14 protein-coding genes are annotated in these 12,724 nt (G+C 74.2%); all 14 read right to left on the bottom strand.

Annotation, left to right across the window (positions count from 1 at the left end; genetic code table 11):
- Positions 1-6: 6 nt before the first annotated feature.
- A complete protein-coding gene (locus F9C11_RS26675) occupies positions 7-1,320 on the bottom strand; it encodes a YcaO-like family protein (protein ID WP_409180100.1) in 1,314 nt (437 codons plus the stop codon).
- Positions 1,320-1,796 carry a hypothetical protein gene (locus tag F9C11_RS26680; RefSeq protein ID WP_409180101.1) on the bottom strand — a complete coding sequence of 159 codons (477 nt, stop codon included), beginning with the start codon at positions 1,794-1,796 and terminating at the stop codon, positions 1,320-1,322. The genes F9C11_RS26675 and F9C11_RS26680 overlap by 1 nt, the downstream gene beginning before the upstream one ends.
- Positions 1,793-3,184 carry a hypothetical protein gene (locus tag F9C11_RS26685; RefSeq protein ID WP_409180102.1) on the bottom strand — a complete coding sequence of 464 codons (1,392 nt, stop codon included), beginning with the start codon at positions 3,182-3,184 and terminating at the stop codon, positions 1,793-1,795. Before F9C11_RS26685 ends, F9C11_RS26680 begins: the two co-directional genes overlap by 4 nt.
- Positions 3,184-3,822, bottom strand: coding sequence for a hypothetical protein (locus tag F9C11_RS26690; RefSeq protein ID WP_409180103.1), 639 nt, complete (start codon positions 3,820-3,822; stop codon positions 3,184-3,186). The genes F9C11_RS26685 and F9C11_RS26690 overlap by 1 nt, the downstream gene beginning before the upstream one ends.
- A 26-nt stretch (positions 3,823-3,848) precedes the next feature.
- Positions 3,849-5,186: a YcaO-like family protein gene (locus F9C11_RS26695; protein WP_409180104.1), complete on the bottom strand. Its 1,338-nt coding sequence runs from the start codon at positions 5,184-5,186 to the stop codon at positions 3,849-3,851.
- A gap of 37 nt (positions 5,187-5,223) precedes the next feature.
- Positions 5,224-5,943: a DsbA family protein gene (locus tag F9C11_RS26700; RefSeq protein ID WP_409180105.1), complete on the bottom strand. Its 720-nt coding sequence runs from the start codon at positions 5,941-5,943 to the stop codon at positions 5,224-5,226.
- Between the two features lie 37 nt (positions 5,944-5,980).
- The gene (locus F9C11_RS26705) at positions 5,981-7,138 is read right to left on the bottom strand and encodes a site-2 protease family protein (protein ID WP_409180106.1); all 1,158 of its coding nucleotides are present in this window, start codon (positions 7,136-7,138) and stop codon (positions 5,981-5,983) included.
- 97 nt (positions 7,139-7,235) lie between these two features.
- Positions 7,236-7,430 carry a hypothetical protein gene (locus F9C11_RS26710; RefSeq protein WP_409180107.1) on the bottom strand — a complete coding sequence of 65 codons (195 nt, stop codon included), beginning with the start codon at positions 7,428-7,430 and terminating at the stop codon, positions 7,236-7,238.
- A gap of 47 nt (positions 7,431-7,477) precedes the next feature.
- The gene (locus F9C11_RS26715) at positions 7,478-7,669 is read right to left on the bottom strand and encodes a hypothetical protein (RefSeq protein WP_409180108.1); all 192 of its coding nucleotides are present in this window, start codon (positions 7,667-7,669) and stop codon (positions 7,478-7,480) included.
- A gap of 34 nt (positions 7,670-7,703) precedes the next feature.
- Positions 7,704-7,901: a hypothetical protein gene (locus tag F9C11_RS26720; protein ID WP_409180109.1), complete on the bottom strand. Its 198-nt coding sequence runs from the start codon at positions 7,899-7,901 to the stop codon at positions 7,704-7,706.
- Positions 7,889-8,044, bottom strand: coding sequence for a hypothetical protein (locus F9C11_RS26725; RefSeq protein WP_409180110.1), 156 nt, complete (start codon positions 8,042-8,044; stop codon positions 7,889-7,891). Before F9C11_RS26725 ends, F9C11_RS26720 begins: the two co-directional genes overlap by 13 nt.
- Positions 8,045-8,170: 126 nt before the next feature.
- Entirely contained in the window at positions 8,171-10,573 is a 2,403-nt protein-coding gene (locus tag F9C11_RS26730) for a nitroreductase family protein (RefSeq protein ID WP_409180111.1), read from the bottom strand.
- Positions 10,570-11,247 (bottom strand): TOMM precursor leader peptide-binding protein, encoded by a 678-nt coding sequence (locus F9C11_RS26735; RefSeq protein ID WP_409180112.1) that lies wholly within the window; start codon positions 11,245-11,247, stop codon positions 10,570-10,572. The genes F9C11_RS26730 and F9C11_RS26735 overlap by 4 nt, the downstream gene beginning before the upstream one ends.
- A 28-nt stretch (positions 11,248-11,275) precedes the next feature.
- Positions 11,276-12,646, bottom strand: a complete 1,371-nt coding sequence (locus F9C11_RS26740) for a YcaO-like family protein (protein WP_409180113.1) — start codon at positions 12,644-12,646, stop codon at positions 11,276-11,278.
- Positions 12,647-12,724: the final 78 nt, after the last annotated feature.

Here is a 12,724-nt window from a genome sequence, read left to right on the forward strand (position 1 = left end):
TGGACCTCAAGCCATCGGTTGCGGGTGCGGGTTGAACGCGGCTTCGGCGCGGGCCGGGTGGTTCATGGCGACCGGCGCGGTGTGCAGCCGCGGCGTGGCGAGCATCCGCACGCCGGTGCCGAAGGAGAGCGGAACTGCCTGCGGCACCAGGACTTTGACCACGACGGCGCCGGCGGCGCGGGCCTCGACCGAGGTGATGTCGACGGCGAGCGCTTCGGCGCCGCGGGCGCGCAGCCGGGCGACCGCCCAGTCCAGCTGCCGGACCGGATCGTCGCTGGACGGCACGGGAAGCTCGGCGAGGGTGCGCAGCGGGCGCGGGCCGCGCAGGAGGAAGTCGAACTGCCCGCGGGCTTCCGGCGCGCCGCTGCGGTAGGCGCCGCCGCAGACGCCGTCGGCGGGCACCTGGGCGGGGTCCGCCGGCGCGTTCGCCTGGAGCGCCACGCGCAGCATGGCCAGTTCGCGATAGGCCTTGGCCACCGCGACCGCCGGATCGAGCCCGGCGGTCGTGCACACCAGCTGGGCCAGCAGCGGGTCGCGGTCGGCGAGCTGCAGGGCGAAGAACACCGGGACGCCGAAGTCCGTGGTCGCGTCGAACACCCGCGTCTCCAGCGCGGCCGCGCGGCTCCGGTCGAGGTACGGGCGCAGCGATTCGGGAAGGTCGTCCGGCCGGACGTCGAGCCGGGGGAGCCGGAGCCGATGCAGCCACGCCAGCATCAGCGCGTCGCGTTCGACCACCTCCAGCAGGCCGGCGAGCACCGCGCGCGGATAGTCCGTGTGCGCGGCGCTGCCGCTGGGATTGCCGAGGGTGAACAACTCCGCCGGGCATCGGGGAGGCAGGCCGAGCCAGACCAGGCGCGCGGGCACGTACCGCGGGCGCGCGTGGGTGAGCGACCACGCGCGGACCCAGCGGATGCGGTCCGTGCCGTCCGGCTCGGTCAGCGGGCAGTTGGGCACGGCGAACTCGGCCGCCGATGCCCGGGGCCATTCCGCCGGGGCCACGGCGTCCGGGCCGAGTTCGTCGGCGCTCGCGAAGACGAGCGCCTCGTCCCTGACCGCGAGGGCCGAATAGCGCTCCACCGACTCGGCGACGCTGAGCAACTCCGCGCGGTCCGGGTCGAGGTCGCCGCCCGCTCCGTCGAAGTTGCCCTCGGCCGCCAGGGACCGCCGCCGGCCCGCCAGGTGCGGGAGCACCTCGCCGAGCTCGCCGAGGCTGCCCGAGGCGACCGGGATCCCGTGCGGCCCGGCGCACACGCCGGTTTTCCCGACCAGACCGTACGGCGAAACCACGGCGCGCAGGCCGGCCAGCGGATCCGGCCGCATCAGGCGGCTCCGGCGGCCGGAGCGAATTCCCACGCCTGGACGGACAACCCGGCGTTCCGGGCAGCCGGCCGGAGCGAGAATCCGGAGCTGCGGGCGATTTCCCGCATCGCGCCCGCCGCCAGCAGGACGTGGCGCCAGGCGTGCACGTCGTCGGCCCAGTCGTGGAAGACGACCGTCGCGAGGGCGTCGGAGCCTGGCTCGCCGGAGTTCTCGACGGCACGGAGGGCGCCGTCGCGGAACTCGTAGTGCCCGGGGGCGATCCCGTCGACGTCCCGGACAGCGACGGTGACCCGGACCGAGGCCGGCGCGGCCGTCTTGAGCGCGGCGGTGAGGACGGCGGCAGCTGATTCGTCGGTGGTGTCCGCGGCCGGACGCGGGGAATTGCTGCTGGACAGCGGGGTGTCTGCCAGCATCGTCCGCAACTGCTCGAAGAGTGCGGTGTCGCTTTCGGGCGCATAGCGGTTTTCCGCGGTCATCGTGAGCCTCCCGGTTCGCGTTCGAGGACGACGACGTCGAGCACCGTTTCCGCGTGCGGCAGGATGCCGAGCGCCTCGCCCAATTCGCCGAGCGTGCCGCCGGTTTCGCGCCGCACGCGGTAGCCGAGCCGGTGCGCGGCCGTGGCGAGGCGCTGCAGCGCGGCACCGGCGTCGAGCAGGGCGGCCCGGAGCACGTCCGTGCCGCCCGGCAGCGTCACGGACACGGCCACCGCGGCGAGTGCGTCGGCTGCCCGCCGCCGCAGCCAGGGTTGTTCGTCGGCGACTCCGGACAGGTCGAGCAGGCCTCCGGGGCGGTGCAGCCGCGCTCCGTCCGGGGTGAGCAGATAGGCGTTGAGCCGGGATTCCGCGGTCGCCGGGAACGCGGTGTCGAGCAGGACGCCGAGATCCGCGGAGGCCGCGGGCTGAAGCAGCGTGGCGTCCGGCTCGGGCAGGACCGGGACTGGAGTGTCCGAAGTGGACTTCCGGCCGGCGTAGTCGGCCGCGAGGCAGATCGACGCGCCGTCCGGCGGACGCGGCACCCGGGGCCGCAGGCGGCACGCCCCGGTCGCCGCGTCGAACTCGGCCACGGCGGCGCCGGAGAAGGGACGGCCCGCCCGGCGCAGCAGGTTGACGATCTCCACGGCGGCGAAGCCGAGCGCGGCTTGGCGTGTCCCGGGCGCGGCGGCCGACGGTTCGCGCGGCGGGGCGACCGGCCACCACGAGACGTACCGCAGTTCGTCGTCGGGCGTGAAACGCGGCCCGATCTCCGCGCCGTCGGCGCCCACCACGATCCGCAGCCACGGGACGCCGGCCGAGGTGAGGCGCTCGTCGAGAGCGGCCAGCGCGGCGGAGGGCTCTGGGCCGGACCGCACCACTGCGACGAGATCGCTGTCGCCGGGCGAGAACTCGCCGTCAGCCCAGTCCACGACCTCGCTCACGACGCCGTCTGCGGCGAGAAGATCGGCGAGTTCCGCGGCCAGCGAGTGCTCACCGGTGACCGTCGCTTTCGCCGCGCCGGGTTTCGTTGCCTCGGCACCGGATCGGGCCAGCCAGCGGCCGGTGCTGTCGGCAGGCGCCGGGCCGGACCCGAGCAACCGGCGGGTGCGGGCGAGTGCGCAGACTGCGTCCACTGTGGACGTGGGCAGGCCGAGCTGGCGGGCGACCTCGGCGGTGGTGCGGGTGCCGTCCAGCGCGCGCAACACCGCCGGCAGCACTGTCTGGGCCGACTTCCCGCCGAAGACCTGGGGCCGGAAGCCGCCGTAGGCGATCAGGCCGGACGCGGTGCGCACCAGGGTGATGCCGGGCAGCAGGGAGGGCCGGTCCGTGCGCGCGGCGGACCCGGCTTCGCGCAGGGCTTCGCCGGCGGTTTGCCGGTGGACGACGGCCATCACGCGCTCACTCCCATCGCGTCCCGCACGATTCCCCGCAGCCGGGCGAAGGTCCGCTGCCCGGGCGGGAACGGAGCCCTCGACCGGGCGTTGCCGTGGACGCCGAGCAGCACCGAACTGGTCGACAGGCCGGTGTGCGGGTGGATCAACGCCAGCCGCGCCTCGCCGGGCTGCCCGGCGGTCAGGAACCCGGCCGCGGCCGCGGCGGCGATCGCGACGGTCGCGGCGAGATGCCCGGCCGGTTCGCCGGCCGGATGGTCGTCGAAATACTCGTGCACCGTGCCGAGCCGGGCATGGGCCCCGGCCCGCTGGGCGCGCCGGCGGTAGTAGCAGTCCACGGTGGCCGGCGTGTCCGGGGTCAGGCGCGGCCCGACCCGGACGCTCATCGCCTCGGCGACCACCGGCAGCAGCGTGGCGCGGTGCCGCAGCACTGCCCGGTCCACCGCGGTCTCGAGCCGGGGCACCGGGCGGCTCCACGCGAAGACGACGTGCCGCGCGCCGGCGATCAGCTGGTCGAGCGCGTCCGGGTCCGGCCAGTCGTCCAGCCGGGCCGCGGCGACGCGGCCGGGCAGCGTCATGCGCAGCCGGGCCGCGAGCGCCGCGCCGAAGTCGTCGTCGTGCAGGACGAGAATGTCCACGAGGGGTCCTTTCGGGAGCGGGGCGGTCAGGCCACCGGCTGCGGCCACGGATTGAGGTCGGCCTCGGCCCGCACCGGATAGCCCATGGCCGCCGGTGCGGCGTAAAGCCGCGGATGGCCCAGGAACTGGGCGGTGCGCACGAAAGACATGGGCTGCAAGCCGGGCACGATGGCCTTGACGGCGGTCATGCCGACCGCGCGCGCCTCGTCGGTGGTCAGGTCCACCGCGTACGCTTCGGCGCCCGCCGCCGCCAGCCGGTCGACCAGCCAGCGCAGCGACTCGGCCGAGTCGTTCGCGGGCGGTGTGGGCAGCTCGGACAGCGCCCGCCGCGGAGGCGTGCGGTTCAGCAGGAAGTCGAACGCCTCGGCGCGGCTGGCGTGCGCGGTGAACAGCGCGCCGTCCGCCGTGCGGTAGCAGTCCTCGGCGCGGGCCGGGGCGTCGCCGACCTGGTGCAGGAACGAGAGGTGGCAGGAAAGCACTTCCCGCACCGCGTTGACCGCCGCCAGCCGCGGATCGAGGTTCGCCGCGCAGATGGCCACGTGCCGCAGGCTGGTGCTGCGGCGGTCGACCCGGACGGCGAACACCGCGGGCACGCCCACGTCGGTGGTCGCGTCGAACAGCCGCACGTCCACGTGCGGATTGCGGTCGTAGGCGGCCATCAGCCGGTGCAGCTCCGGACCGCCGGTGTCGAGTTCGAGCTCCGGCAACGGCAGCTGCTGGTGCCAGGCGATCGCGGTGGCGTCCCGCTCGATCACCTCGACCAGGCCCTTCACCAGCGCCAGCACCGGATCGGTGTGCACCGCGCAGCCGGTGGTGATCGGGTTCGCGAGATTTTCGCCGTCGGACGGCACGAAGAACAGATAAGCCAGCATCGCCGGCAGCCAGGTCGGCTTCCCGTCGCTCAGCCGGACGCCGCGGACCCAGTGCCGCGGGGCGTCTTTCGCGGCCGGGGTGACGGCGAGCCGCGGCCGGGACAGCTCGGCCTCGGACAGCCGCGGCAGCGTGTCCAGGTCGAGCGCGTCGTCGCCGAGTTCGGTCGCGGTGGCCCAGCGCAGGTCGGCCGGATCGTGCATGGCGCAGCAATAGCGTTCCAGCGCCTCGGCGACCGAGACCGCTTTGGCCAGCTCGACGTCGAAACCGCCGCCGCTGCCGTCGATCTGCTCGGGGGACGTGCGCATCCAGCGTTCGTAGCGGCGGATCGCGGGAATGCTCGCGCCCGCGTCGCCCAGGTATGCCGTCGCGATCGGCATCGCTCCGGAACCCAGCGGGAACGGCAGCAGACCGGGCTCCGCCACCAGGCCGACCACCGGGTCCGCCAACGGGTTCAGCCGCTCGCGCAGGCTCGGCGCGGAAGACGGGCTCATCGCGGTTTCCTTTCCTTCGAGGGCGTTCCGGGGCGGGTCACCGCAGCGGATCCGCCCAGTCGCCGCCGGGCACCTCGTCGCGGGGAACGAGCCGTCCGTCGATCCGGACGGTCGGCGTGCCGGGGATCGTGGGGTGCACGGCCGCGGTGGTGTCGCGGAGCACGCCGGCGTGAGTGCCGGCGCGCAGGCAGGCCGCGACTCCCGGTCCGGCGCCCGCTTCTCCGGCGAACCGCGCGAGTTCCTCGTCCGTCAGGTCGGCGGACGCGTTTTCCTTCGGCTGCGTGCCGGTCGCCATGAGGCGATCGTGCAACGGCCCGAAAGCCGCGCCGTTGGACTGGACCGCGCACAGCAAGGTGCTGGCCGCGCGGGTGGAGTAGCTGCGGCTGGCCGATTTTTCGTCCAGGAACGTCAGAATGTGGTAGTTGACGCGCGCCTTGCCTTCGTCGGCCGCCTTGGCGAGCAGCTGGCCGAACCGCTGCTCGAACTGGGAACAGTACGGGCACAACGGATCCTCGTACACGTCCACCGCGTGCGGGGCGTTCGCCGGGCCCAGCGTCACGACGGCGGAACCGGTGATCCGCGCCGGGGTGCGAGCCGGGCCGTACCCGTCGGCCTCGGCGGCCGTCGTGCGCAGCTGGAGGAACAGACCGCCGCCGACCACGGCCGCGACGACCAGCGCGATCAGTCCGGCGGTGAGCAGCTTCCGCTTGCGGGGCAACGGGGGCCGGTGCCGCGGCGCCAGGGCTTGCTGGGTCATTGCTTCTCCTGTCTGCGGTGCTCGAAACGACCGGTGCTCAGAACAAGTGGCCGACGAGGGTGTACAGGGTCACGCCGAGCATCCCGAAGACCAGGAGCAGATAGCCGAGGCAGACCAGGCCGTATCCCCAGAACAGCGCGCGGTCGCGCCGGGCGGTCTTGGCCAGCGCGCTGGGCAGCGGCTTGCGCAGCAGGCGGTGCAGCACGTAGGTCATCGCGCGGTTGCGCAGATTCAGTTTGCCGAGCGCGTTTTCCAGCGCCTGCTGGCCGTCGGTCGGCAGCATGGGGTTGAAGTTCATGCACAGCATCACTGTCTGGAACGCCACCAGGACGCCCAGCACGCCGGGATCGCCCGCCCCGCAGATCAGGAGCACCGCGAGCACGCCGAGCACGATGCCGTCGAACGCGGGGCCGGCGAGCAGGATCGCGACTCGCGGCCACCGCCGCTCCAGCCGCACCGAGTCGGACCGGTCGACGTAGGCGATCGGCATGACGTAGAACCACAGCGCCACCCCGACTTCGCGGGCCGGGACGCCGTAGCGCCGGCACAGCACGCCGTGCGCGGTCTCGTGCAGCAGCGTCTGCGGAATCATGACCAGGTAGACGACCCAGACCGCGGACAGGTCCGGGGCGAACGGGGTGAAGAAGATCGCGCCCAGCGCGGCCAGGACCCCGGCCAGGCCGAGGAGGCCGGCCGCGCCGAGCGCCAGGCCGCCGGCGCGCCCGCGGAACAGCCGTGCGAGCGCGGCGAAAACCCGGTCCGCGCGCGCGGTGGACAGCGGCAGCCGCACATGCGGCATCTTGATCTGCGAGCGGGCCAGCCGGGCGGTGACGCCGCCGGCATCCGGCGCGATGCCCTCGAGCAACCCCATCCGGAGCAGATCGCGCGCCAGCGGGCGCGACGCGCGGTCGACCTGTTCGGCGCGCGCGCCGCTGCGGCGGGCCAGTTCGCCGGTCAACTGTCCATATCGGACACCCGTGGTCAGCTGCGGCACCAGCAGGCACGCTCCGGCGCTGAGGAAGACGTATTTGCCGCTCTCGTCGTCGAACAGCATCGACCGGCCGTCGGCCCCGGTCAGCAGTTCCACGCCGGGGCGCAGCTTCAGCAGGTCGTCGCCGGCGGGCCAGTGCTCGTCCGCGACGGGCAGCGCGGCGGCCGCTTCGCCGGCCTGCGGCGGATCGACGGTCGTGGACATGACGGGCCTCCAGGACTTGCGAGCGGCGGTGCGGTCGGGGGAGAGAAGGAAGGGTGGGCGGCCGAAGGGGGCGGCGGCCGCCCACCCGGTCAGGGCGTCAGCAGTTGGTCGAGGCGCTTCCGCCGGAACCGACCGAGCCGCCGGTCGAGACAGTGGTGCACGCGCAGCCGGCGCTGCTCGCGCTGCCGGCGGAGCTGGCGCAGCCCGAGCAGCAGTCGGCGGCGGCGGACGCGTCGGACTCCTCGGCCCACAGGTCCAGGACGACGTCCTGGTCGATCGCGGTGATGTCCACGGGTTTTCCTTTCAGATCTGGCAAGTGGTGCGCGGGTGCGGAGCGAATCAGCACTTGGTGCTGGCGGTGCTGCCGCTGCCGGCGGTGCTGGCGCTGCCCGCGGGGCAGCTGAACGTGCTGGCGGAACCGCTGCAGCCCGCGCTGCTGAGGGTGCAGCCGTCGGCGGCCAGGTTCGCGTCCGACTCTTCGGCCCACAGGTCGAGCAGTTCGTCGTGCTGCCCGGCGGTGACGTTGTTCATGGCTTTCCTTCCTGAGTTTTCCTGGGGGTGGTGCTCAGCAGGCGGAACCGGCGGAGCCGCCGGTCGACACGCTGCTCCACGGAGTGCTCGCGCACGCCACGCTGCTCCCGGAACCGCCGCAGCACGCCGCGGCGACTTCGGCGCCCGGCTCTTCGGCCCACAGGTCCAGCTGTGCTTCCAGTTCGGCGGGTTCCCGGCGGTTCCCGGTTTCCCCCGCGGTCAGCATGCGCACGCCTTGCTGCTGGCGGTGCCCACCGAGACCAGCGGCGTGCTGAGCGTGCTGGCGCTCGCCGACGTGCCGCTGCAGCAGTCGGCGGCGATCGCGGTGTCGGACTCCTCGGCCCACAAGTCCAGCTCGGCTTCGAGCTCGGACATCGGGTTTTCCATGATTTTTCCTTTCCGTGTCGGATTTACCGGCGAAGGGGATCGGTGGATGCGATAGGCCTCCCGGGTGCGATGAGGGGAGCCGGCCCGGCACGGGGAGCCGGACCGGGGGCTCGGTCAGCCCAGTCCAGGGGCTTCGCCGACGGCGAAGGTGAACAACGGCGCTTCGGTGCGGAGGTCGAGGCGGCCGTGGCGGGTCAGGGCGTGCGGGATGAGCCCGGCGAAACCGCAGCACTCCCGCCCGGCGGCCAACGCGGCGAGCCACACTTCGTTGACGGCCGCGCAACCTCGGGCGAGCAACGTCCGGTAGCCGTGCGCGCCGAGTTCGTGCACTGCCCGCGGGGTGCGGCCGAGGACGGCGCCGATGGCCGCCGCCTGGCCGAATTCCGCCTGCAGCGAGGCGTCTTCGACGCGGAATCCCGGCGGCAGCGCGGCCGCCTCGGCGAATCCGGTCGCGGGGGAGAAGCGGTGGAAACCGGGTTCCAGGCCGGCGACCCGCACCGCCAGCACGAGGTAGCCGAGCTGCCCGGTGCCGGGCTCGGCCCAGCCGAGGCTGCCCGCGCGGTCCGCCCGGCGCAGCCAGGTTTCCAGCTCGCCCTTGGATATCTCGCCGGGTCCGTAATGGCGGCCGCCGTGCCGGTTCGCGAGTGCCGAGGCGTATTCCCGCGCCGACCACCCCGCACCGCCGAGCCGGCCGCGCGCGACCGGGGCGGGCTGCTCCTGCAGCTCCGCGATCAACGTCGTCACGACGTCCTCCCGGGAGCCGAGCGCCTTCGGGACCAGGAACTCGGGTCCGCTGTGGACCGAGGCAGCGCCGGTGAACGACGAGCCGCCGCCGGCCTCGGCCGCCGGGCCGGCGCGGTCGATCCGGACGACCTCGGTCACCGGCTCGGCGGCCGGGTCGAGGCCCAGCAGCCGGGCGACGTCGCCGAACCGGAAGCCGCCGATCCGCCGGGCGGCGAGACCGAGCAGGCGGCAGGATTCGCCGAGCTGGTGCAGCGCGACCCCGGCGTCCATGTGGACCACGCGCGCCCCGAACGCCGCGTATTTGCCCGCGACCCGGGTCAGCGCGCCGGTGGCGACGACGACCGCGGGCGCGTCCGGCGCGGCCTCGGCCAGCCAGCGTTCGCTCGCCGCGTCGAACCGGGAGACCGCCGCGAACTCGTGTGCGAACGGGTCGTAGCTCCACCAGCCGGGGGCGAGCCCGTCGACCTCGCGGATCGCGAGATACGCCTGCGGCGATCCGAGATTGCCGCCCGTCGCGTGGTAGCGGCGCACATGTCCGTCGGCGGGCTCGCCGCCGCCGGGCCGCAGCCCGAACGCGGTCCGCACGGCGAGCACGAGCCGCTCCAGGCCGGCCGGCGCGTCCGCGGCGGCCAGAACCGGCAGGTCGGCCGCGGTGACCGGGGGCAGCGCGACTCGCCGGACCTGGGCGTACACCTTGTGGTCGAACTGCTTCGCGGTGTTGGCGGGCAGGTAGTGCATCAGGTGGCCCTTGGGGAACGCCTGGTCCTTCGGCGGGAAACGGACCATCTCGTCGAAGCTGATCGCCACCGACGGAGTGCCGTCGCCGGCCCGCGTGGCCAGCGGTCCGGGCGCGACCGCGAGAGCGGTCGTCTCCCCGGACGCCAGGTCGATCCGGATCGCGGCGGTGAGACCCTCGCCGCCGCCGATCCGGGCCAGCACGTGGGTGATCTCGGTGGCCAGCATGGCCAGCGCCGCGGACCGGTCCGCCGCGCCGCCCGCGCTGTCGTCCGACGGAGACGGCGCGCCGAGTTCCCAGCGGGCGAGGTCCAAGCCGACCCGGGCGTCGAACCGGGGGCCTATCTCCAGACGAGCGCCGGCGGTCACCGCGCGCAGCCACACCCCGTTCCGCTCGCGGACGGCGCGGTCGAGGTCGTACATCCAGCCAGGCGTCTTCGCGGTGTCGGACAGGCCGATCACCAAGGCGTTCGCGGGGAGGTCGCCGACGGCGAGCCGGCCGTGCGCCTCGACTGGGCGGGTTTCCGCGCGCACGGTGTTCGCTTCCAGCAGCTCGGCGAGTTCAGCAGCCAGGTGCGCCGGGCCGACGACGGCGACCCGTGCGGAGCGCAGCTCCCGCAATGCCCGGTGCCCGCTGCGGTGCACCCGGCTCGAATCGATGTTCCGGCTCAGCCACAGCGGTACCGGCTGCGCGGGCACTGCCGGGTCGATGCCTTCTTCGACCAGCCCGCGGACGTAGAGCAGCGACACCACCGACACGACCTCGGCTTCGCGCAAGCCCAGCGACGCGGCGATCTCCGCGTAGGTCCGCGTGCCGTCCAGCAGGTCGAGCACGCGGGGCAGGACGGTCGTGGCGGCCTTGCCGGAGAACACCTGCCGAGCGGCGGCTCCCTCGACGAGGAGGCCGGCCGGCAGCGGGACGCGCAGCAGTCCGGGCAGCGTGCGCGCCCGCTCGGGCAGGGTGAACTGCGGGTCGCCGGCGACCGCGGCGGTCATCCGGGCGGCGGTGACCCGCTGGGGGGTCGTGGACGTGGTCACCGGGGCGCTCCTTCGGCAGCAGTGTCTATTGCGGACAGACCACGGGCGAGATCGCGGGCCAGCGGCAGCAGAGCCGCCCAGGACCGGTCCGCGCGGGGCACCGGCGAGGCGGAGCGGGCGTTGCCGTGCACACCGGTCAGCCGGGCCCGGTCGAGCCGGGGCGCGAGGCCGCTGAGCACCGTCACCTGCTGCAGGTCGCTCCGGTCGCCGTCGGCCAGCCGCCGCAGGAGCGCGGCCGTCAAGGCCGCCGCGGCGGCGGCCGTCGACGGCAGGTACCCGTCGGTGCGGCGGGCGGCTGCCCGGTCGTACGCCGCGTGCAGTTCGGTCAGCCCGGTGCCGTAGTAGTGCTGGCGGACGCGGCGGTAGTAACAGTCCACTGTGGCCTGTGCGCCCGGTCCGAGCACCGGGCCGATGCGCACCACCTGGTGCTCGGCCGCGATCGGGACGAGCACCGCGTCCCGGGACAGCGCCAGCTCGTCGGCGAGCCGTTCCAGCCGCGGCGCGGGCTGGTCGAGGGCGAGCACCAGCACCCCGCCGGGCGGCACGTCGTCCGCGGCCAGCGGACCGTCCAGAGGTTCGCGGCGAGCGGCGGGCAGCATGGCCGCCAGCCGTGCCGCGACCTCGGCTCCGAAGCCGGCGTCGTGCCGGACGAGCACATCGCGCATGCCGGGCATCTGGTCTCCTTCCGGGAAAACGGGCGTCTCAGGCGAAGGGCTGCGGCCACGGATTGAGCTCGCCCGGCGGGTGCACCGGGTAGCCGCACGCGGCGGGCGCTTCGAACAGCCGGGGCGTGCCGAGGAATTGCGCGCGGTGGGTGAACGACAGCGGCTGCAGGCCCGGCACCACGGCCTTGACCGCGGTGAGCCCGACCTCGCGGGATTCGTCGCAGCCGAGGTCGACCGCGAACGCTTCGAGCCCGGCCGCGCGCATCCGGCCCAGCAGCCGCAGCAGGCAGTCGCGCGGCTCGTCCGGCCAGTCGCCGGACCCGAGCCCGGAAAGCGGCGCCTTCTCCCGGTCCCGGCCGGGACCGACGAGGAAGTCGAAGGCTCCGGCCCGTTCCGCCCTGCCCATGTACAGCGCGCCGTCCACGGTGTTGGCGATGGTCCCGGGGTCGGCGGGCGGCTCGCCCGCGTGCTCCAGCGCGATCCGGCAGCTGAGCGCCTCGCGAGCGGCGTTCGCGGCGGCTTGTTCCGGCCGCGGGCCGATCCCGCAGCCGAGCACGTGCCGGAACCGCTCCGACCGGTGCTCCTGATACACCGCGTACACGGTCGGGACGCCCAGATCCAGCGTCGCGTCGAACAAGCGCAGCGACACGCCCGCGTCGTCGGTGAACCGCGAGAGCAGCTCGTGCAGTTCCGGCGGTCCGCAGTCGAGCTCGATCTCCGGCAACGGCAGCCGTTGCCGCCAGACGATCGCGATCGAGTCCCGCTCGACCGTCTCCAGCAGGCCGTTCAGCAGCGCCTGGTCCGGATCGGAGTGGATCGCGCATCCGGTCGTGTTGGGCGCGGAAAACCGCTGCACGCCCGGTTCGTCGAAGCACAGCCAGACCAGCTCGGCCGGAATCCACTTCGGACACGCGTCCGACAGCCGGATCCCGCGGACCCACGAGCGCGGCACGTCCTTGCGCGCCGGGCCGATCCGGTGCCGGTCGTCGGCCAGCTCGCGTTCGGAAAGCCGCGGCATCGTGTCGAGGTCGAGCGCGTCGTCTCCGAGTTCCTGTGCGGTGGCGACCAGCAGCTGGTCGCGGTCGTAGACGGCGGCGCAGTAGCGTTCCACGGCTTCGGCCACCGCAACCCACTCGGCGAGGCCGGCGTCGAAACCGCCGCCCGCGCCGTCGAGCCCGGTGGTCGCGCCGCCGGTCCGCTCGGCGAACCCGGCGACCTCGGGCAGCGCACAGGCCACGTCGCCGAGCGAAGCCCCGGCGATCGGCAGGCCCGGCACGCCGGCGGGGAGCGGGAGCCGGTGCGGCGGGGCGACCGGGCCGAGCCGGCCCACGATGGGGGACAGCCGCTCCCGCAGTGCCGCGGCCCGGCTCGACGCGGGCCGCGTGCCGATCGGGGCAAAGTTCGCCATTGCTACCACTCTCAGTTCTTTTTCGCTGTCCCGCCGAAACGGGAACGAATGGCCGGGCGCCGGATTCGCTTGCGCGCT

It is taken from the genome of Amycolatopsis sp. VS8301801F10 (genome assembly GCF_046195355.1).
In the GTDB taxonomy this organism is placed as follows: Bacteria; Actinomycetota; Actinomycetes; order Mycobacteriales; family Pseudonocardiaceae; genus Amycolatopsis.